Raw genomic sequence first — 19,606 nt, forward strand, 5'->3', positions numbered from 1 at the left:
TTCAACCTTCAGTTCCATCCCCACCCCTCACTAAAGCGTGAAGGAAACCCACAATAAGCCCGTAATGTGTTCTGTCGTGGGCATTGTTCCCAATTCCGCGACTCTTGCCATTTCGTGCTCCGATTGATCTAACAACGGAAATTGCAGGAGGTCCCCATGGTCGATATCGCGACGCGGGTCTACAATCATAAATGGAAGATTGACCCGATTATCCGGTCATTGATCGACACAGATTTCTACAAACTGCTGATGTGCCAGTCAGTGTTTCGAAATAAGCCCCAAACCGATGTGGTGTTTTCGCTGATCAACCGGTCGAATCACGTGCCATTGGCCCGTTTGATCGATGAAGGCGAGCTGCGCGAGCAGTTGGATCACATCCGCTCGCTAAGTCTGAGTCGTGGGGAAAGCACGTGGTTGCGGGGCAATACATTCTACGGCAAGCGTCAGATGTTTCGCCCGGATTTCATGGAATGGTTCGAGAACCTGCGCCTGCCCCCTTACCACCTGGAGCGTAAGGGTGATCAGTATGAGCTGACCTTTGAGGGTAAGTGGCACGAGGTCATGCTATGGGAGATCCCGGCGCTGGCCGTACTGATGGAATTACGCTCACGCGCGGTTCTGAACGATATGCGCCGGTTCGAACTACAGGTGCTCTATGCCCGTGCAATGACACGCGTATGGGAAAAGATAGCCCAGCTTCGCACTATTGAGGGGCTTGGGATCGCGGATTTCGGCACGCGGCGGCGGCATTCCTTCCTTTGGCAGGACTGGTGTGTGCAGGCCATGATTGAAGGTTTGGGCTCGTCCTTTACCGGAACGTCCAACTGTCTGATCGCAATGCGACGCGAAGTTGAGGCTATTGGCACCAACGCACATGAACTACCTATGGTGTATTCTGCGCTCGCCGAAGACGACGCCGCGCTTGCGCAGGCGCCCTATGACGTCCTTAGCGACTGGCACGAGGAACATGATGGAAATCTGCGCATCATTCTGCCCGACACGTATGGCACCAAAGGGTTTCTGGACCGCGCGCCTGACTGGCTGGCAGGCTGGACCGGCATTCGCGTTGACAGCGGCGACCCCGCTACCGGCGCAAAAATCGCAATAGACTGGTGGAAATCACGCGGCGAAGACCCGACGCAGAAGCGGGTTATTTTCTCGGACGGGTTAGATGTGGACAAGATACGCGAATTGCACGCTCAGTTCGCGGATCAAACCAATGTCTCGTTCGGCTGGGGTACGTTGCTGACCAATGACTTCCGCGAACTTGTACCGAATGACGCATTGGCTCCCTTTTCGCTAGTCTGCAAGGCGGTCTCGGCCAATGGCTACCCGACGGTCAAACTATCTGACAACCCAGAAAAGGCGATGGGACCCGCCGAGCAGATTGAGCGGTACAAGCGCGTCTTTGGCGTTGGAGCGCAGGAGCCGATCGAAGTGATCGTTTAGCCGTGGTAGGCCGCAACCGTTTTCAGTTGTGAGAAACCATAAAGTGCCTCGAACCCTTTTTCGCGGCCGTGGCCGGATTTTCCAACGCCGCCAAAAGGCAGCTCGACACCTCCGCCCGCGCCGTAGTTGTTAATGAACACCTGCCCCGAACGCAAACCCTTGGCCAGCCGCATCTGCCGCCCACCATCTCGGGTCCAGACGCTGGCAACAAGGCCATATTCGGTGCTATTTGCTATGGTTAGAGCCTGTTCCTCGGTGTCAAACGGGATCAGAATCTGTACGGGGCCAAAGATCTCATCCCGCGCCAAGGCATGATCGGGCGGCACATCCGAAAACAATGTGGGCCTGACATATGCGCCGGATTCGGGTGCGCCAGCCGCAATCTGGCCCTCGGCGGCAATCGCCAAGTCCGAGCCTTGGTGAAGGAAACCGGTCACGATTTCTTTTTGCCGTGTTGAGATCAGCGGACCAACGCGCAAATCCCGGATCGCCGGACCGACGGTAAGCTCTTGGTATGCCAAGGCCATACGGGATTTCACCGCATCATAAACACCGCGCTGCACCAGAATGCGCGACGAGGCCGAGCAGGTCTGGCCCGCATTCTGTATACCCGCATTCACCAGATACGGCAGCGCGGCATCCAGATCGGCGTCATCGAAAACCAGTTGCGGCGACTTGCCGCCCAGTTCCAGTGTCACCGGAACAACGTTTCGACCCGCCGCCTGCTGAACCAACGCGCCTGTCGCGACCGAACCGGTGAATGAAATGTGATCCACACCCGGGTGTGCCGACAGGGCCGCGCCCGCCTCAGCCCCCAGGCCGGGCACCACATTCAGGGCACCAAGCGGAAGGCCCGCCTGTATCGCCAGATGCGCGAAGGCCAGTGCGGTCAGGCAGGCCTCTTCCGCCGGTTTCAGAACACAGGCGTTACCCATTGCCAGCGCCGCCCCGACAGAACGGCCAATGATCTGCATCGGATAATTCCACGGCACGATGTGGCCGGTCACACCGTGCGGCTCGCGCAACGTGTAGACGGTATAGCCATCCAGATAGGGAATGGTCTCGCCCATCACTTTATCCGCAGCACCACCATAAAATTCGCAATACCGCGCCAATGCTACCGCATCTGCCCGAGCTTGGGTCAGCGGTTTGCCGACATCCATCGCCTCTAGCTGTGCCAGTTCATCCACTCGGTCCAGAACCAGTTGCCCCAGTCGGGTGAGAATACGCCCTCGCTCCAGGGCCGTCATGCGACCCCAATCGCCATCGCACGCGGATCGGGCGGCCTGCACCGCAGCGTCGATATCGGTTTCGCCACCTCGAGCGATCTGGCAAATTTCGGAACCGTCCGAGGGATTCACCAGCGGCAAGGTTTGACCTGACGCGGGCATTTTCCATTCTCCGCCGATCAGGCAAAGGTTGGGATCGAACCAGAGTGGGTTAGTCATCGGAAGCTCCAATAGCAGGCTCTATACAGGGGTTTTCATGCAGCGCCTCGTCCAGTCTCCGGCAATTTCGGTGCCGCATTGATCAGAGTTCTTGTGTAAGGATGCTGAGGCTCTGTGAAGACTTGCTCGGTTTCACCCTGTTCCACAATCTTGCCGGCCTGCATTACCAGCACACGGTCGGTGATGGTTCGAACCACGCTCAGGTCATGGCTGATGAACAGGTAAGTCAGATCGTAAGCCGCACAAAGCTCGGCCAGCAGGTCGAGAACTTGGGCGCGGACCGAGACATCCAGCGCCGAGACAGCCTCATCAAACAGGATCAACTCGGGTCGAATAATCAGAGCGCGCGCAATAGCGATACGTTGCCGCTGCCCACCCGAGAATTCGTGAATGTAGCGGCCCGCATCATCGGGGCTTAGGCCAACGGCGGTAAGCATCTCAGCGACGCGATCCTGCCGTTCAGAACCGGTTGGCGGGGTGTCCAGCAAATGAAATGGCTCGGTGATCAGGCGCGCGACCCGGTGGCGAGGATTGAAGCTGCCGTAGGGGTCCTGAAACACCACCTGCATCTTGCGTCGCACTGCCAGATTGGGTTTGTGGCCGGTGAAAACAGGCTGGCCATCAAGGGAAATGCGACCTTGCTGCACCTCCTCCAAGCCCAAAATAGCTCGTGTTAGGGTCGATTTTCCACAACCGGACTCTCCAACCAGCCCTAAACGCTCCCCCCGATTCAGGGTAAAGCTGACATGATCGACGGCCCGATGATGACCGGGCGTGGCAAACAGGCGCGTTCGGGGCAGACGGTAGTCCCGCACCACGTTCTCGACCTCAAGCAACGCTCGCGGTGCAGGAGAGGTCGGCAGGTTGACTTGATGCCCCGAAGCTTCGAACAGCATACGGGTGTAAGGGTGCTGCATATGGCGCAGGAGATGATCTGTTGCGCCCGTTTCAACAACCTCCCCATGCCGCATGACCACAATCTGATCCGCCATGTCTGCAACCACCGCCAAATCATGCGTGATCATCAGCAGACCCATGCCGTACTCCGACACGAGCCCTTTAAGCAGATCAAGGATTTGCGCCTGCGTGGTCACATCAAGCGCCGTTGTCGGCTCATCCGCGATCAACAGTCGGGGGCGCAGTGCAATCGCCATGGCGATCACCACTCGCTGGCGCTGACCGCCTGACAGTTCGTGAGGATAACGCTTCAACGGAAACCTGTTGGTTGGCAATCCAACCCGGGCCAGAACCTCTTCGGCCCGAGCGCGCGCTTTGGCCGGGGGCATGGCCTTGTGGATCAGGATAGTCTCCATAACTTGATCGCCGATGGTCTTCACCGGGTTCAGGGCAGTCATCGGCTCTTGGAAAACCATTCCGATCGCAGCGCCCCGCAACGCACAAATCTCGGCCTCAGACCGGTCCAGCAGGTTCTGGCCCTCTAACTCTAGCACCCCATCTACTTCGGCATCGTTTGGCAGCAACTGCATCACGGCAAAGGCTGTCATTGATTTGCCCGAACCGCTTTCTCCGGTCACAGCCACGATCTGCCCAGGGGCAATCGACAGGTTGATCTTCTTTAAAATCGGCGTGCCATGGATAGCCAACGAGAGGTCCTTGATCTGCAAAAGACTCATGCGCGGGCCACCCGTATCCGAGGGTCCAACCAATCGCGCAAGCCATCACCCAGAAGGTTCAGGCCAAGAACCGTCACGATGATGGCAAGACCTGGAATCAGAGCCAAATGCGGGGCAAAACTAACCATCGTCTGCGCATCGGCCAGCATTCTGCCCCAGCTTGGCGTAGGGGGTTGCGCACCAAGACCGACATAGGACAGCCCAGCCTCGGCCAGAATGCCAAGTGAGAACTGGATTGTTCCCTGAACAATCAGCAGATTGGCGACATTGGGCAGGATATGTTCAGCCGATATCCGTGCCGCGCCTTTGCCTGACACACGGGCGGCAAGGATAAACTCGCGCTCCCAAAGAGACAAAGCTGCGCCTCGAGTGATGCGGGCAAAAACGGGGATGTTGAAGATACCGATGGCGATGATCGCGTTAATGGCCCCGGCACCAAAGACGGCAGTGATCAGAATGGCGATGACGAGAGAGGGGAATGCAAAGACCAGATCATTGCCGCGCATGATGAATTCATCTAGCCACGATCCACTGCGCGCAGCGGCGGCCAGACCCAAGGGAACGCCCAGCGCCATGCCAATCCCGACCGCGACCAGCGCCACCGCAATCGAGGTGCGCGCACCAACCATGATCATCGAGAACATGTCGCGTCCGAAATGATCGGTACCGAACCAGTGCTGCGCGCTGGGTGGCTCCAGCTTGGCGGGAATGTTCAGCGCGGCGTGGTCGTATGGGGTCCAGACAAAGGACACCAGCGCTGCCAGCACCACCAGTGAGGACAGCGTCGCGCCAAGGATCAGGTTGCGGCTCATGTCCTGCTCCTCAGCCTTGGATCGACTGCGGCATAGGCCAGATCGACAAAAAAGTTCACCATGATGACGGCAAAGACCAGCAGCATAACGACCGATTCCACGACGATCAGATCGCGCGCCGATATGGCCTGAAAAACCAGCCGCCCGAGGCCGGGTAGATAAAACACCTGTTCGATGATGATCGAACCCGCCAGCAGGAAGGAAAATTGGAGTCCAATGATCGTCAGTACCGGGATCAGCGCATTCCGCACTCCGTGTCGCCAAAGCGCCTGCCGACGCGAAAGGCCCTTGGCGCGTGCAGTGCGCAAAAAATCCTCGGCCAGAATATCCAACAGAGCCGAGCGCATAACCCGCGCAAGGATCGCCGCTTGTGGCAGGGCCAATGCAATGGCTGGAAGGGTCAGCGAATGTAGACCGGTCCAAATGCCGTTCTCCCAACCCGCGAAACCGCCGGCATTGAACCAGCGCAAGTTGATGGCAAAGACCAGCACCAGCATCATCGCGAACCAGAAATTTGGCACCGCGATACCAAGCTGAGTCGCACCCATCACGGTCAGATCACCCGGTTTGCCGCGCCGTGAGGCTGCGTAGATACCGGCGGGGAAAGCAATCAGCGTGGACAGGGTCAGCGCGTATAAAGCTAGCGGCAATGACACCCACAATCGATCTGCGATCATCTGCGACACGGGTGTGCGATAGGTGTAGGACGTACCAAAATCCCCAACCAGCATCCCGCCGACCCAGTTGAAGTACCGCTCGATCTTCGAGACATCGAGGCCCAGTTCAGCTCTCAGCGCAGTCAACGTATCGGCCTGCGCGTTCACGCCCAGCATGAACGACGCCGGATCACCGGGCGCGACCTCGATCACTGCAAAGATGACAACCGAGGCGACGGCCAGGCTCAGGATCAGCGACAGCAGACGTTTGAGGGCGTAGCGGAGCATTTGGAAACGTTAGGGTCACATCCCGTGTGGGTCCAGCGCCTAAGGCACGAGAAGATAGACAAAAAGAAACCCGCCAAACCAGAATCCTTGTGGGTTTCATGGTGCAACAGTTCGCGCCGGGGCGCTGGCCATCGCCCCGGTCCAACTCTGTTCTTCTATTCGGACCAACTGATCCCGGTCAGATCGATCGCTGCGGTGGGTGCGTTTTCCCATAGCCCCTCAACACCGGCCTTGGCCACGCCAAGCTTGGCAAGTTGAAACAGGTACCCGTTGACGTAATCGGTCGAAATCAAGCGCTGTGCCTCACCCAGCAAACGTGTGCGCTCATCAGGGTCCGTGGTCGAATTCAGCGTGTCCATCAATGCCTGAAAGTCGGTGCTGTCATATTGGAAGTAATAGTCGGGCCGGGCATAAATACCGATATCCATCGGCTCGGTATGGCTGACGATGGTCAGGCCAAACTCCTTGCCCTTGAACACGCTTTCCAGCCACTGCGCCCATTCCACATTGATGATCTCGGCGGTGATGCCAATATCGGCCAGTTGCGCAGCGATGATTTCACCCCCGCGTCGGGCGTAGGAAGGCGGCGGCAAGTGCAGCGTGGTCTCGAACCCATCGGGATACCCGGCCTCGGCCAGCAGCGCCTTGGCTTTTTCCGGGTCATAGGCCGAATTGCCGGTCAAATCGACGTAAGCCGGGTTATGCGGAGCAAAATGCGTACCGATGGGTGTGCCATAGCCGAACATAGCCCCATCAATGATGGCCTGCCTGTCAATCGCGTGGGCCAATGCCTGTCGGACCAATATGTCATCAAACGGGGCTTGTTTGTTGTTGGTCGACAGAATGGTTTCCCCCTCGGTCGAGCCGACAAGAACCTGAAAGCGCGGATCAGCCTCGAATTGCGGCAGATTCTCGGGTGCGGGGAAGTTGTCGAACACGTCCACATCCTCGGCCATCATGGCGGCAAAGGCGGCGGTCGGATCCGAGATAAACTTAAACGTTGCGGTCTCTAACGCGGGCTGTTCGCCCCAATAGTCGGGGTTGCGATTCAGGATGATGCTGTCACCCTGCAGCCAGTCAGAGAAGGTGAAGGCCCCCGTGCCAACCGGATTGGTCTTGATATTCTCGATGCTTTCGGGCGCAACGATCACCGCGTCACCCCAGGCGAGATTGAAAAGGAAGTTCCCGTTCGGCTCATTCAACGTCACCTGAACGGTCAGGGGGTCCACTACCTCGACACTTTTAATGCCCGCAAACAAAGCCTTCTGCGCGTTGGCGCTGTCTTCTGCCGTGGCGCGATCAAGGGTGAACTTGACGTCCTCGGCATCCATCGTTGTGCCATCGTGAAATGTCACACCGTCGCGCAGCTTGAATGTGTAAACGGTACCGTCATCCGAGATTTCCCAGCTTTCGGCCAGCCCCGGCACCACCGAGCCATCCCCCATGAACCGGGTCAGGCCTTCGAAGATATTGGTGTAGACAACCGAATCGATAGCCTGCGCCGCAGCGCTGGTCGGGTCCAGATGCGGTGGCTCAAGCTGCATGGCGATGGTAATGTCAGATTTGGCCATGGCCTGCGTGGCAAACAGGCCCGCGCCAAGGACCAGGGCCGACGCGAACGAGCGAAAGCGCTGCTTTGTCATGAAAATCTCTCCCCACTGAAATTGGCTAGCCCTGCTTTTTTCGGGCCGATCTGCGACCAATGTCCTCGCAAACCCGAGGTCAATCAAGGAATTGTTGGCGCAACCGGGGTTTCTTTGCGCCTGCCGCATCTGCTATGCCGCGCTGCAACATGAACCCTGCGAGGAGCGAGCATGAGCGCCACCGCCCGCAAGAAAGCCCCGAACGCCGAGGATATCCGCGCCCGGAAAGGTACTGATCCTCTGGTATCGTTGACCGCCTACACAACACCGATGGCGCAGTTGATGGATGCGCATTGTGACTTCGTTCTGGTCGGTGACAGCGTCGGCATGGTGTTGCACGGGTTGACGTCGACCCTTGGTGTGACGATGGAGATGATGATCATGCACGGCCAGGCCGTTGCCCGTGGTCTGGACAAGGCAATGATGGTGATCGACATGCCTTTCGCCAGCTACGAGCATGACCCGGCTCAGGCATTCCGCAACGCAGCCCGGCTGATGTCGGAAACAGGGGCAGGGGCGGTTAAGCTGGAAGGTGGGGTCGAGATGGCTGAAACCATCCGGTTTCTGGTCAAACGCGGGATCCCGGTGATGGCACATATTGGCCTGACACCGCAGTCGATAAACACTTTGGGTGGCTATAAGGTACAAGGGCGCGACGAACAGGCCGATGCCGTATTGGCCGACGCCCGGGCCGTCGCCGAAGCAGGCGCGTTTTCGGTCGTGTTAGAGAAAGTTCCGCAGGGTTTGGCCAACCGGATTACCGCTGAGATTGCGATCCCCACAATCGGCATTGGTGCCTCGGCCGGGTGCGACGGGCAAATTCTGGTGGTGGACGATATGCTTGGCTTTTTCACCGCCTTCAAACCGAAATTCGTCAAACGCTATGCTGATCTTGGCCCGCTGGCCGAAGCCGCCATTGCTGAATACGCAACCGAGGTTCGTGCGCGAAGCTTCCCGGCAGACGAACATGTCTTTGCCGATGCCGTACCCGTCAAAGGACCCAAGTCATGACCGCGCCTATTCTGCGTCGACTGGCAGACTTGCGCGCTCTGACCCGTGATTGGCATCTGAATGGTGAGGTGATCGGAGTTGTCCCCACCATGGGTGCGCTGCACCAGGGGCATCTGTCGCTGGCCGAAGCCGCGAAGACGGCTTGCGACCGGGTGATCGTGACGATCTTTGTAAACCCCAAGCAGTTCAACAACCCCGAAGACCTCGCCAACTATCCGCGCACCGAACAGGAAGACGCAAAAAAACTCGCGCCTTACAACGTCGATGCGATATACGTGCCCGACCCGGATGAGATTTACCCTGATGGCTTCGCCACCACAGTCTCGGTCTCGGGTCTGACCGACGCGATGGAGGGAGAATTCCGCCCGGGTCATTTCGATGGTGTGGCAACCGTTGTCGCCAAGCTGTTCCTGCAAACGCAAGCGGATCGAGCCTATTTCGGGGAAAAAGACTATCAGCAGCTTATGATCGTCCGCCGGATGGCCCGCGACCTCGATATCCCTATCGAGGTGATTGGTTGCCCCACGGTGCGTGAACCTTCGGGCCTCGCAATGTCTTCGCGCAATCAAAGGCTATCCGAGGATGGTCTGGCCATCGCAGCCGAAAAACATCGTATCATGCGTGCAGTTGTTCAGGCGCTGGAAAACGGCGAAGAATTCGAAGCTTTGGCTTCTCAGGCACAGGCCGATCTTTTGGCCGCCGGCTTCAACGAAGTGGAGTATCTGCAACTACGCTGCGCTGAAACGCTGGAGCCTATGACCCATGCCAAACGACCCGCACGACTGTTTGCGGCAGCCTTGGTCGACGGCGTGCGGCTGATCGACAATCTACCGGTGTCTCCGGTCTGATTTCCCCTCTGGTACGTTTGGTTGTGTTTGCGCTAAAGTCCTGCAAAACCAAAGCGGGAGGGGCGCAGGAATGACCTATATACTGGCAATCGATCAGGGCACCACATCGTCTCGTGCAATCCTGTTCGACGCGCAAATGCAGCGTGTCGGCACTGCGCAGCACGAGTTTACACAGCATTTCCCACAGGAAGGCTGGGTTGAGCATGATGCCGAGGAGATATGGGACAGCGTTCTGACGGTTTGCCGTAAAGTGATGCAAACGACAGGTGTATCCGCGGCACAGATCGCTGGTATCGGGATTACCAACCAACGCGAAACCACTGTCATCTGGGATCGCGCCACCGGGACCCCCATTCACAACGCAATCGTCTGGCAGGACCGTCGCACCGCTGAGATTTGCGAGCGTCTTCGCAAAGCGGGATGCGAGGATGACGTAACTGCCCAGACCGGTCTGCTGCTAGATCCTTATTTTTCAGGCACCAAGGTCAAATGGTTGCTTGATACCGTCGCCGGCGCACGCGACCGTGCCGCCGCCGGAGAGCTGCTGTTCGGCACAATCGATACCTTCCTGATCTGGCGACTGACAGAAGGGCGCGTGCACGCCACCGATGCCACCAATGCGGCCCGCACATTGCTATTCGATATTCACAAAGGGGAATGGAGTACCGAGATCTGCGACTTGCTGGACATCCCCCAAGCTTTGTTGCCCGACGTGCGCGATTGCGCCGCAGACTTCGGATCGACCTCCCTGTTTAGCGGTAATATTCCAATTCTCGGCGTGGCGGGGGATCAGCAAGCTGCCACCATCGGACAGGCCTGTTTCCAGCCGGGCATGATGAAATCCACCTATGGCACGGGCTGTTTCGCACTACTCAACACCGGTACGCAGCCAGTTGAATCGAAAAACCGGCTGCTAACGACAATTGCCTATCAGTTGGACGGGCAGAAAACCTATGCGCTTGAAGGCTCGATTTTCATTGCCGGTGCGGCGGTGCAATGGCTGCGCGATGCGTTGCAAATCATCGAAACCGCACCGCAAAGCGGTGAACTGGCCGCCAAAGCTGATCCGAACCAGCACGTTGTTCTCGTCCCTGCCTTTACTGGGCTGGGCGCGCCTTATTGGAAACCCGATTGCCGGGGCGCAATCTTTGGCCTGACTCGCAATTCAGGCCGCGCCGAAATCACGCGCGCCACGCTGGAAAGCATCGCGTTCCAGACCCGCGACCTGTGGCACGCCATGCAGGGCGATTGGGGCGCAGAGACTGACGTGATCCTGCGCGTCGACGGCGGAATGAGCGCCTCGGACTGGGCCATGCAGGGGCTTTCCGACATTCTGGGCGCCCCGGTCGACCGCCCGGTGATGCAGGAAACCACCGCGCTTGGTGCCGCATGGCTGGCGGGCATGAAAGCGGGTGTCTACCCGGATCAGGCCGGATTCGCCGAAACCTGGGATCTGGACCGGCGGTTTGAGCCTGCAAAACCCGTAGCTGACCGAGACGCGGCCTATGCACGCTGGCAACGCGCGGTTCAGGCGGCCATGGCGTTCTAACTGTGGTCCTTCATCAAGCGCTGTTTCTGCCGTGACCAGTCGCGCTTGGCCTGCGTTTCGCGCTTGTCGTGCAGCTTCTTACCTTTGGCGATGCCGATCTTCAGCTTCGCCCGACCCTTGTGATTAAAATAAAGCACCAGCGGCACCAGCGTCATGCCTTTGCGTTGGGTCGCGTTCCACAGGTTCGACAGTTCCTTGCGTGACACCAGCAGTTTACGGCGGCGGCGTTCTTCATGTTTGAAGACCTTGGCCTGCTCATAGGGCGCGATATAGCTGTTGATTAGCCATAGCTCTCCATCATCGACGGACGCATAGCTTTCAGCAATGTTCGACCCACCGGCACGCAGGGATTTGACCTCGGACCCTTCCAGAACAATACCGCATTCGAGATCGTCTTCGATCGCATAGTCGAAGCGCGCACGCCGGTTTTCGGCGATCACTTTGTAATTCGGGTCAGTATTCTGCTTCTGCTTGGCCATGACGCGTTGATGTATGCCGCTTGCGTCCGCCTTGCAAGGCAGGGTTATGAATTGGCCGAGATTATCAGGTCAGGTCCAAATATCGTGTCAGCGTGATTGTGCAGATAAATCTTGAGCCACGGGGTAAAACGGTCGGGGTGCCGCTTCACCTCGGCCAGCAGATCGTGGTAATCGACCCAGCGGATATCCATCACTTCTTCCGGGTTAGGCTCGATTTTCAAGGCTCCACGCACATGGGCCAGAAAGACATCGACCACCTCGTTCTCGACCATTCCATTGCCGACATCGGCGTGATACTCCAATCGATGCCGATATTCGGGATAAAGCCCGGTGATGCCCAATTCTTCGCGCAGGCGCCGGACGGCACAATGCGAAGCGCTTTCGTCCCAATCCGGATGCGTACAACAGGTATTCGCCCATAGACCCGGCGTGTGGTATTTGCCCATCGCCCGGCGTTGCAGCAATATCTCGGTCCCGCGCACGGCAAACACGGACACAGCCTTGTGTCGCAGCCCCTTTTCATGCGCCTCCAGCTTGTCGACGGGTGTCAGTTCGCCCTCAACCCAAGCCGGGATCAAGATTCCCATCTGTCGTCTCCTGTTGGCGATCTCCGGTGCACATGGCCTTACCGGTTTTCCCCAAAGTGGCGCTGATTACAATGTCAATCAATCGCACGAAAGGCCGCAGGGGCTGCGGCATTTCGAAGTTCGTCTGTAAACCTGTTGGCGGAGTTACTCTCCCGAAACGCTCACGATATAGGCGTAAACGTCTTCGGCGCCCTTCTTCAGCTTGAAGGTCATTTTCGACTTGGCCGAGGTTTCCCCCAAATAGTCTTTCAAGAATGCTTTGGGGTCTTGGGCGTAGGCCACGAAAGTCTCTTCATCCCAGACCAGCCCATTTTCGCCCGCGGCCACGATGCTGTCGCCGTATCTGAAGCCTTCTTCAGTGCCGGCGGTGCGGCCTGCGATTCCGTACAGGTTCGGACCCGTCTTACCGCCCTTAACGATAACTTCACCCGCAGGGTCAGCAATCATGTGACAGGATTTGCATTTGTTGAAGGTCTTCTTACCCGCTTCGGCATCACCTTCTGCATAGACAGGAAGGGCCAGCAGACCGGCAATTGCGGTGGCAAGGATACGATTCATAGCTTTTGCTCCGATATGAATTGGCTGCACCGAATGGATCGCTGGCACAGCAGAGAGTCAACGCGCAGATTGCCGCGCGACGGCACTGTGTCACAGGCGATCGGTGTCGTACTTAACCGAAGTCATGTAACTGCGACCAGCAGGGCAGCAGGTCGCCAGTGCGGGGGGAAGCCAGATAGATAGCCCGTGCAATCGCGCGCGCAAGACAGATCGAGGCCGCATGGCCGATCATCGCCATCGCCTCGGGGCCAACCGTGCGCGCGCCGGTGCTGAGACCGAATACCAGATCTCCATCGCCAGGCGTGTGCGCAGGCACGATGGCGCGGGCGATGCCGTCATGGGCTGCTACCGCCAGACGCTGGCATTGCGGTTTGGTCAGCGCTGCATCAGTTGCAACTATAGCAATCGTGGTGTTTGCGCGATCTGGCGGAACAGAATGCATCATTTGCGCCTTGCGGCTGACAAGAGAGGAACCAAGGCCCGAGGCCGGGTCTGGCCCCAATCCACCGAACTCGTCATCGATCTCAAACGGCGCAGCCCAAAAATGCCGATCACCCGGTGTGGTTACGCTGCCAAGCGGATTGGCCGCAACCAGCGCACCGACGGTTACGCCACCCTCAAGCTTTAACGAAGCCGAGCCTAAGCCACCCTTGTGCATCGCGGCCAATGCGCCGGTACCAGCCCCCACCGAGCCCAGTTCAAATTCTGGTGAGGCGGTGAGATACGCAGACTTCCCCAGATCGCGATAAGGATTTTCGGTCCAGTTCTTATCTCCACCATTGAGTAGATCGAACAGAATCGCGCCCGGCACGATGGGCACGACGGCCGAACCGACCTGAAATCCGCGCCCCTGAGCGCGCAATGCGTCTGAAACGCCCGAGCACGCATCCAGTCCAAAGGCCGAGCCGCCGGACAAGGCAATCGCGTCGACCCGATCAACAGTTTTGTCGACCGCCAGAAGGTCGGTCTCACGCGTGCCGGGGGCGCCGCCCATCACATGAACCGAAGCTGTGAACGGGTCGTCCGCCGTCAGGACAGTTGTGCCTGATTTAAGCGTATCATCGTGCGCATTGCCAACCATGAGGCCAGCGACATCAGTGATCAGGTTTCTGGGTCCGGGGTTCATTTTCGTCTCGCACACTGGGCCGGAAATCGCGCTGGCGCGCGCTGCCTCCGGCGGAGATATTTATGGCCAGATGAAGGGCGGATCAGATGCATCGGCCTCCGTCCACTTCTAGGGCTGTGCCGGTGATCATGCTGGCCTCGTCCGAGCAGAGGAAACAGGCGGCGTTTGCCATGTCTTCGGGGGTTGAGAAGCGACCAAGCGGGATCGTCGACAGGAATTTGGCGCGGATTTCCGGGGTGTCTTCACCCATGAAGGATTTCAGCAGCGGGGTTTCACCCGCCACCGGGCAGATCGCGTTAACGCGCAGGCCCGAGGGGGCAAGTTCGACGGCCATCGTCTTGGTCGCGGTGATCATCCAGCCTTTGGAGGCGTTGTACCAGTTCAGATTAGGGCGCGGCGACAGGCCTGCCGTTGAGGCCACGTTCAGGATCGTCCCCGCGCCGCGTATCTTCATCTGCGGAACAAAGGCGCGCGCGGTCAGGTAGACGGATTTCATGTTCACGGCGAAGACGCGGTCGAATTCATCGTCATCGACGTCCTCAAGTGGGGCCGGCAGGTGCGTCACGCCCGCATTATTCACCAGAATATCAAGTTTTCCGAATTCTTCCGATACCGCATGTGCCATGGCCTGAACCGATGCCGCATCCGAGACATCAACGTGCTGTGCGATGGCATTCGTGCCCTCCGCGGACGCCATGTCGGAAGCCGCTTCGCCATTGATATCTGCGATCATCACGCGGGCACCTTCGGCCAAGAATTTTTGCACAATCCCTGCGCCGAACCCGGATGCGCCGCCGGTTACGATGGCGGTTTTTCCCTCAAGCCTCATGGCTTTACCTCCCCTGCGTCTTGCACCGGCAGAGTAGCAACGTGCAGCGAAACTGCCAGATCAATCTTCGGACACTTTGCCTCGCAGGGCTTTGACATCCGCGCGGGCTTTCTTAGCAGCAAGCCTTCGCTTGACCGAACCATAAGTGGGTTTGGTCGCGATCCTGCGCTTGGGATTGACCAAAGCCCGCGTGATCAGTTCAGCCAACCGGGCGCGCGCGATGTCGCGGTTGCGGGCCTGAGACCGTGTTTCTTCACATTGAATGATGATGGCGCCGTCCTTGGTCCAGCGACGTCCGGCCAGCCGTTTCAAACGTGTCTTGACCGGATCAGGCAAGGAGGGTGAGCGCGCGGCCTCGAACCGCAGCTCAACGGCGGTGGAGACCTTGTTGACGTTCTGCCCACCCGGACCAGAGGACCGCACGAAGCTTTCGGTCATTTCCCAGTCTTGCAGGGCGATATCGTCGGTGATGCGCAACATGGATCGGACCTTACAGGGCGCAGTTGAAAACAAAAAGGGCCGCCCCGGCGGGACGGCCCTTCGAAAGTTCAGGAGGTTGGGTCGGTTAGATCAATCGACCAGCCGGAGCGAGCGCTCCGCCAAGGGCTGCCTTAACAGGCGATCCCCCCGGTTGTTCCAACACCTCTCTCCAATCTCTTTCTCGACACTGGATCACCTCCTTTTCTATCTGTTGCGGTTAACAAGGAGCGTGACACAAGTTGTGCCAATCTCAAAGAACTTTTTTACGCAGGCTGTGCAGCGGTCAGACGGGCGACGATCACCTTGAACGGAATCAGGGCGATTAGTGCCAGCGACAGTTTCACCAGCCAGTCAGCGAAGGCCAGCGTCACCCACAGCGGGGCCATCGGGCCGGACAGCATGAAGGGCACAGGCTCCCACGCCCAGTTGATCGCAGCGTCTGCATTGGCACCAAAGACGGTAACCGAGGCCGAGAACGCCAGCGTAAAGAAGATCGCGGTGTCCAGCGCTGAACCGACCAGTGTCGACACCAGCGGCGCGCGCCACCAGCGGCCACCACGCAGTGAGTTGAACACAGTGACGTCGGTCAATTGCGCGATCAGGAAGGCGGTGCCCGAAGCGACTGCGATGCGCAGCGGCACGGCGGCATAGGTGAAGCCGTCACCCTGCAGCATGATCTGGCTGCCGATCAGCGAGCAGATGATACCGGTGACAAATCCGGCGAATACGACCTTGCGGGCCGGACCCACGCCGTAGACGCGGTTCATGATGTCGGTGACCAGAAAGGCCAACGGATAGGTGAAGGCACCCCAGGTCAACAGGCCGTCAAGGATCAGGAACTGGACCAGGATGTTTGAGGCCACGACGATCGAGGCCATGGCAAGGATGCCGGGAATAAAGCTGCGTTGCATTTTCAGATGCCCGTTTTGACAAGGTAGCGGCGACTTGGCCCCAGGCTCATCCCGAGGCAGGCCGTGCGTTTAGACCTTTGTCTGCCGCCTGTCAATCAGGCAGCAAGTATTCGACCAATTCAGTGCGTTGCAGAAAGAAGAAGTTGTCGTCGGAAATCATCGTTGCGCGCAGCCGCCCCTGCACATCGCGCCAGACAGAAAGGCCCTCGAGATTGTCATGCGTCCCGGTGCTGGTTTCGAACAGAATCTCTTGTGACACGGGTGCATCATCTGCGATCACCCAGCGCCGCAGTCGCGAGCGGAAGCCGAAAAATGACACCGCGCGCTCTAACACATACAAACGCCCATCGGGCCCAAAATCTGCCGCAACCGGCAGGAACCTTCCACTCGGCGGCAAAACAAACGGCCTTGTCCAGTGGTGGCCATCCCACCGATAGACGAGGATTTTACCGTCTGCGGTGCGGGATTTCTCGGTCAGGGTGTAAAGCCTGCCCCGATCATCGATCGCCAATGCTTCGAACGAGCCATTGCGCTCTAAATCATGAAAAGCCTCCGGGCGGGGCAATACCTTGGCTTTGGCCCCCGGTGTGGAATAATGGACCACTCGGTGCACACCTTCGAACGAGATATATAGGCTCCCATCCGGAGCGACAGCGATCCCTTCGGAATCCCCTGCCCGACCGCTCAGGCTGCGCCCTTTGCTCGAGAAGATGGGTCCGTATCTCAGTATCTGGATATTCCTGATTTGGTCTCCATCCCGGTTGATCCGCGCGGTCACAAGCCTCGACCGGTCGCCGAGCACGATCATTTGCCGGCCGTTTTCCGACAAATGAAGGGCCGAGAACCCGCCAAACCAACCGGCACTGTTGTTCCAGTCAAATCGGGCTAGAAGCGTTGCCGGGCTGGTACCAACTGCCGAAACGGCACTGGCCAACAGCGTTGCAACAATCAGTTGGATTGCAAGACTGCGGCGCATTGCTGGGGAAGGTCCGCCATTCGATATTCACGACGTTTCTTGGGCGGCGGCGCATTTGGATCAGGTGGCGGTGGGTTCAGAATATTGCGCACCCATTGCTGCGCCTCGGCGCAACCATCACCCTTGGGTGGCGGGTCCTGATTTACACAGCCTTTCGATCCTTTCGGGCATTTCAGCCGCACGTGGAAATGATAGTGATGTCCCCACCATGGCCGGATCTTGCGCAGATAGGCTTTGTTGCCCTTCTCGTCATTGCACATCTGCACCTTTGCACCCGGGAATACGAAGATCCGGGCAACGCGCTTGTCCTTGGCGGCTTCGCGCAATACCGCATGGTGCTGCTTGGTCCAGTTGCCGTTTACATACGCGCCGTTCGCGCGGCGCAAGGATATAGACGAGATATTCTCGCGTGCTTTGCGGCTTAGGCGCATGTTATCGCCCGGCAGCATCCAGATATCGATATCCAAACCCAACTGGTGCGAACGATGGCCCGAGGTCATCGGCCCACCCCGCGGTTGGCTGATATCCCCGATATAGAGACCATTCCACCCCGGTTGTTTCGCGGCAAACCGGCTGAGATCCTGCACATAGTCGATCGCCTGAGGATGCCCCCAATTGCGATTGCGCGACAGGCGCATGGCTTGCCAAGTTGGCCCGGTTTCAGGGAGTTGCACCGACCCGGCGGCGCACCCGCGCGAATAACTGCCGAATGCGGCAGATTTTTGCTGCGACCCAACCTTCTGGGCTCCGAATAACTGTTTGGCCAAGGGCTGTGCCGTAGCCACGCCTGCCAGTGCTATTGCGGCCAGAACGGCCAAAAAACGTAGTAAAATCATCTGCTCTGATCCCCTTCCGGTTTCACCCAGCGCATCAGGACTAGGCCCAGAATAAACAACAGAATGATCGGTGACACCCCCAGTCTTGCACTACCGGTTGCTGCTGTTGCTATTCCGATCAATAGCGGCGCTGCAAAGGCGGTCGCCCGACCCGAAAGCCCGTACAGCCCAAAACTCTCGACCGGGGTGGCGGGATCAGTATGGCGTACCATCATTGAACGGCTGGCGGATTGCAGAATACCTCCCATGCCGCCGATCAGAACTCCGCACCCGAAGAACGCCATGTCCGGCAGGCCCGAGCCTACGGGTAATGAAATTCCGTAGATCTGTGTTCGATCCATCGACACAACCGTTACGCAGACAAAGATCAGAACCCAAATCGCAACCAATATCACCGGTTTAGGGCCGTACTTGCGATCCATCTTGCCCCCGATCCACGCAAAGATGGCCGAGGCCAGAACGCTGACGATTCCAAATACGCCGATTTTTATCAGGTCCCATTCAAGCACCAACCGCGCGTAGACGCCTCCGAAACTGTATAGCCCGTTCAACGCGTCGCGATAGAACATCGACGACCCCAGATAGGTCGCCAGACTGACCCGGTGACGCAAAGCCGCCACGGACTTGCCCAGCAAGCGCAGCGCCTCACCCACGCTACCCTGTTTGTTGGTCTCAGGATCATCCCGAACCCACAGGAAATACGGCACCATGAACAACACGAACCATCCAGCGGTGAAGGGGCCGACAAACCGCGTCCCTTCACGCGTTGCCGCATCCAGCCCGAACAACGGATCCATACCAATCAAGGTCTTGCCGTTGGGCTGTTCAACAAACAGCGCCAGCATGATGGCCAGCGACAGCAGGCCTCCGAAATAGCCGAAGGCGAAGCCCGAACCTGAAATCTCGCCCACTTCTCTATCGTCACCCAGATCGGGCAGCTGAGAGTTGATGAAGATCAGTGCATATTCTGCGCCCACAAAGCCCAGACCAAAAGCCGACAGCATCAACCACATGTTCGAGCCATCGGGCATCGTGTACCACAACGCGGCAGACCCCACCGCGTACATCACCGAAAACCCGAGAATCCACGGGATGCGCCGACCCGAAACATCCGCCATCGCGCCCAACAGGGGCGCTCCGAACGCGATGATCAGCCCAGTTATGGTCAGGCAATTCGCCCAGACGGTCTGCGCCTGCGCCGCCGCAGCATCGGTGTCTAATCCGGTATTCGCATAGTATTGAGCCGCCACCCCGGCGAAATAGGGGCCAAAGACAAAGGTCACCAGCAATGTATGGAACGGCTGGCTGGCCCAGTCGAAAAACCACCAGCCCCAGATGCGCTTACGCTTGGAAATCTCCGCCATCTCTGCCCCATATTATTATTGTTGCGATCATAAGACGAGGCTTTGGGTCAATTCGCAAGCGTTCTGTTGGGGCGCACTTGCTCTTTGCGGCTGTGACGCTTAGGTCTCAGGGCAATTGACGA

19 protein-coding genes are annotated in these 19,606 nt (G+C 58.3%); 4 read left to right on the forward strand and 15 right to left on the reverse strand.

What is annotated here, in order from left to right; translation table 11 throughout:
• Positions 1–156 precede the first annotated feature (156 nt).
• Positions 157–1,449: a nicotinate phosphoribosyltransferase gene (gene pncB / locus ACR0BI_RS11645; protein ID WP_170394888.1), complete on the forward strand. Its 1,293-nt coding sequence runs from the start codon at positions 157–159 to the stop codon at positions 1,447–1,449.
• On the opposite strand, the gene ACR0BI_RS11650 is transcribed toward pncB, so the two are convergent.
• The 5 genes from ACR0BI_RS11650 to ACR0BI_RS11670 all read right to left on the reverse strand — a co-directional run bounded on the left by ACR0BI_RS11650 (position 1,446) and on the right by ACR0BI_RS11670 (position 7,930).
• Positions 1,446–2,897, reverse strand: a complete 1,452-nt coding sequence (locus tag ACR0BI_RS11650) for an aldehyde dehydrogenase family protein (protein ID WP_480561915.1) — start codon at positions 2,895–2,897, stop codon at positions 1,446–1,448. The genes pncB and ACR0BI_RS11650 overlap by 4 nt on opposite strands.
• Positions 2,898–2,932: 35 nt before the next feature.
• The gene (locus ACR0BI_RS11655) at positions 2,933–4,531 is read right to left on the reverse strand and encodes an ABC transporter ATP-binding protein (RefSeq protein ID WP_480561913.1); all 1,599 of its coding nucleotides are present in this window, start codon (positions 4,529–4,531) and stop codon (positions 2,933–2,935) included.
• The gene (locus ACR0BI_RS11660) at positions 4,528–5,343 is read right to left on the reverse strand and encodes an ABC transporter permease (RefSeq protein ID WP_170648868.1); all 816 of its coding nucleotides are present in this window, start codon (positions 5,341–5,343) and stop codon (positions 4,528–4,530) included. Before ACR0BI_RS11660 ends, ACR0BI_RS11655 begins: the two co-directional genes overlap by 4 nt.
• Positions 5,340–6,287, reverse strand: a complete 948-nt coding sequence (locus tag ACR0BI_RS11665; RefSeq protein ID WP_480561911.1) for an ABC transporter permease — start codon at positions 6,285–6,287, stop codon at positions 5,340–5,342. Before ACR0BI_RS11665 ends, ACR0BI_RS11660 begins: the two co-directional genes overlap by 4 nt.
• Before the next feature lie 155 nt (positions 6,288–6,442).
• Positions 6,443–7,930, reverse strand: coding sequence for an ABC transporter substrate-binding protein (locus tag ACR0BI_RS11670; protein ID WP_170408558.1), 1,488 nt, complete (start codon positions 7,928–7,930; stop codon positions 6,443–6,445).
• Positions 7,931–8,101: 171 nt separating this feature from the next.
• Between ACR0BI_RS11670 and panB the strand changes: the two genes are divergently transcribed.
• The 3 genes from panB to glpK all read left to right on the forward strand — a co-directional run bounded on the left by panB (position 8,102) and on the right by glpK (position 11,338).
• A complete protein-coding gene (gene panB, locus ACR0BI_RS11675; protein ID WP_480561909.1) occupies positions 8,102–8,941 on the forward strand; it encodes a 3-methyl-2-oxobutanoate hydroxymethyltransferase in 840 nt (279 codons plus the stop codon).
• Positions 8,938–9,789: a pantoate--beta-alanine ligase gene (gene panC, locus ACR0BI_RS11680; protein ID WP_170514138.1), complete on the forward strand. Its 852-nt coding sequence runs from the start codon at positions 8,938–8,940 to the stop codon at positions 9,787–9,789. The genes panB and panC overlap by 4 nt, the downstream gene beginning before the upstream one ends.
• Before the next feature lie 70 nt (positions 9,790–9,859).
• Positions 9,860–11,338: a glycerol kinase GlpK gene (glpK, locus tag ACR0BI_RS11685; protein ID WP_480561907.1), complete on the forward strand. Its 1,479-nt coding sequence runs from the start codon at positions 9,860–9,862 to the stop codon at positions 11,336–11,338.
• Here glpK and smpB read toward each other — a convergent pair.
• The 10 genes from smpB to ACR0BI_RS11735 all read right to left on the reverse strand — a co-directional run bounded on the left by smpB (position 11,335) and on the right by ACR0BI_RS11735 (position 19,484).
• On the reverse strand, positions 11,335–11,817 hold the full coding sequence (gene smpB, locus ACR0BI_RS11690) for an SsrA-binding protein SmpB (RefSeq protein ID WP_170394914.1): 483 nt from the start codon (positions 11,815–11,817) through the stop codon (positions 11,335–11,337). The two genes, glpK and smpB, sit on opposite strands and share 4 nt — an antisense overlap.
• Before the next feature lie 44 nt (positions 11,818–11,861).
• A complete protein-coding gene (idi, locus tag ACR0BI_RS11695; protein WP_170394917.1) occupies positions 11,862–12,404 on the reverse strand; it encodes an isopentenyl-diphosphate Delta-isomerase in 543 nt (180 codons plus the stop codon).
• Between the two features lie 144 nt (positions 12,405–12,548).
• The gene (locus tag ACR0BI_RS11700; RefSeq protein ID WP_170394920.1) at positions 12,549–12,962 is read right to left on the reverse strand and encodes a c-type cytochrome; all 414 of its coding nucleotides are present in this window, start codon (positions 12,960–12,962) and stop codon (positions 12,549–12,551) included.
• Between the two features lie 112 nt (positions 12,963–13,074).
• A complete protein-coding gene (locus tag ACR0BI_RS11705; protein WP_480561905.1) occupies positions 13,075–14,088 on the reverse strand; it encodes a P1 family peptidase in 1,014 nt (337 codons plus the stop codon).
• Between the two features lie 82 nt (positions 14,089–14,170).
• A complete protein-coding gene (locus ACR0BI_RS11710) occupies positions 14,171–14,917 on the reverse strand; it encodes an SDR family oxidoreductase (RefSeq protein WP_480561903.1) in 747 nt (248 codons plus the stop codon).
• 60 nt (positions 14,918–14,977) lie between these two features.
• On the reverse strand, positions 14,978–15,397 hold the full coding sequence (gene arfB / locus ACR0BI_RS11715) for an alternative ribosome rescue aminoacyl-tRNA hydrolase ArfB (RefSeq protein ID WP_170394928.1): 420 nt from the start codon (positions 15,395–15,397) through the stop codon (positions 14,978–14,980).
• Positions 15,398–15,660: 263 nt separating this feature from the next.
• Positions 15,661–16,308 (reverse strand): queuosine precursor transporter, encoded by a 648-nt coding sequence (locus ACR0BI_RS11720; RefSeq protein ID WP_170394930.1) that lies wholly within the window; start codon positions 16,306–16,308, stop codon positions 15,661–15,663.
• Positions 16,309–16,399: 91 nt separating this feature from the next.
• Positions 16,400–17,284 (reverse strand): esterase-like activity of phytase family protein, encoded by an 885-nt coding sequence (locus ACR0BI_RS11725; RefSeq protein ID WP_170394933.1) that lies wholly within the window; start codon positions 17,282–17,284, stop codon positions 16,400–16,402.
• A complete protein-coding gene (mepA, locus tag ACR0BI_RS11730; RefSeq protein WP_170394937.1) occupies positions 17,257–18,120 on the reverse strand; it encodes a penicillin-insensitive murein endopeptidase in 864 nt (287 codons plus the stop codon). Before mepA ends, ACR0BI_RS11725 begins: the two co-directional genes overlap by 28 nt.
• Positions 18,117–19,484 (reverse strand): MFS transporter, encoded by a 1,368-nt coding sequence (locus tag ACR0BI_RS11735; RefSeq protein ID WP_170394940.1) that lies wholly within the window; start codon positions 19,482–19,484, stop codon positions 18,117–18,119. Before ACR0BI_RS11735 ends, mepA begins: the two co-directional genes overlap by 4 nt.
• Positions 19,485–19,606 lie beyond the last annotated feature (122 nt).

The sequence above is a fragment of the Ruegeria sp. E5 genome, assembly GCF_056534105.1.

Coding starts and splice junctions, on each gene's coding strand:
- ACR0BI_RS11700 (WP_170394920.1), bottom strand. CDS start 12,962: ATGAATCGTATCCTTGCCACCGCAATTGCCGGTCTGCTGGCCCTTCCT.
- mepA (WP_170394937.1), bottom strand. CDS start 18,120: ATGATTTTACTACGTTTTTTGGCCGTTCTGGCCGCAATAGCACTGGCA.
- pncB (WP_170394888.1), top strand. CDS start 157: ATGGTCGATATCGCGACGCGGGTCTACAATCATAAATGGAAGATTGAC.
- glpK (WP_480561907.1), top strand. CDS start 9,860: ATGACCTATATACTGGCAATCGATCAGGGCACCACATCGTCTCGTGCA.
- panC (WP_170514138.1), top strand. CDS start 8,938: ATGACCGCGCCTATTCTGCGTCGACTGGCAGACTTGCGCGCTCTGACC.
- smpB (WP_170394914.1), bottom strand. CDS start 11,817: ATGGCCAAGCAGAAGCAGAATACTGACCCGAATTACAAAGTGATCGCC.
- ACR0BI_RS11735 (WP_170394940.1), bottom strand. CDS start 19,484: ATGGCGGAGATTTCCAAGCGTAAGCGCATCTGGGGCTGGTGGTTTTTC.
- ACR0BI_RS11670 (WP_170408558.1), bottom strand. CDS start 7,930: ATGACAAAGCAGCGCTTTCGCTCGTTCGCGTCGGCCCTGGTCCTTGGC.
- ACR0BI_RS11665 (WP_480561911.1), bottom strand. CDS start 6,287: ATGCTCCGCTACGCCCTCAAACGTCTGCTGTCGCTGATCCTGAGCCTG.
- ACR0BI_RS11710 (WP_480561903.1), bottom strand. CDS start 14,917: ATGAGGCTTGAGGGAAAAACCGCCATCGTAACCGGCGGCGCATCCGGG.
- ACR0BI_RS11720 (WP_170394930.1), bottom strand. CDS start 16,308: ATGCAACGCAGCTTTATTCCCGGCATCCTTGCCATGGCCTCGATCGTC.
- ACR0BI_RS11725 (WP_170394933.1), bottom strand. CDS start 17,284: ATGCGCCGCAGTCTTGCAATCCAACTGATTGTTGCAACGCTGTTGGCC.
- ACR0BI_RS11705 (WP_480561905.1), bottom strand. CDS start 14,088: ATGAACCCCGGACCCAGAAACCTGATCACTGATGTCGCTGGCCTCATG.
- ACR0BI_RS11660 (WP_170648868.1), bottom strand. CDS start 5,343: ATGAGCCGCAACCTGATCCTTGGCGCGACGCTGTCCTCACTGGTGGTG.
- idi (WP_170394917.1), bottom strand. CDS start 12,404: ATGGGAATCTTGATCCCGGCTTGGGTTGAGGGCGAACTGACACCCGTC.
- ACR0BI_RS11655 (WP_480561913.1), bottom strand. CDS start 4,531: ATGAGTCTTTTGCAGATCAAGGACCTCTCGTTGGCTATCCATGGCACG.
- ACR0BI_RS11650 (WP_480561915.1), bottom strand. CDS start 2,897: ATGACTAACCCACTCTGGTTCGATCCCAACCTTTGCCTGATCGGCGGA.
- arfB (WP_170394928.1), bottom strand. CDS start 15,397: ATGTTGCGCATCACCGACGATATCGCCCTGCAAGACTGGGAAATGACC.
- panB (WP_480561909.1), top strand. CDS start 8,102: ATGAGCGCCACCGCCCGCAAGAAAGCCCCGAACGCCGAGGATATCCGC.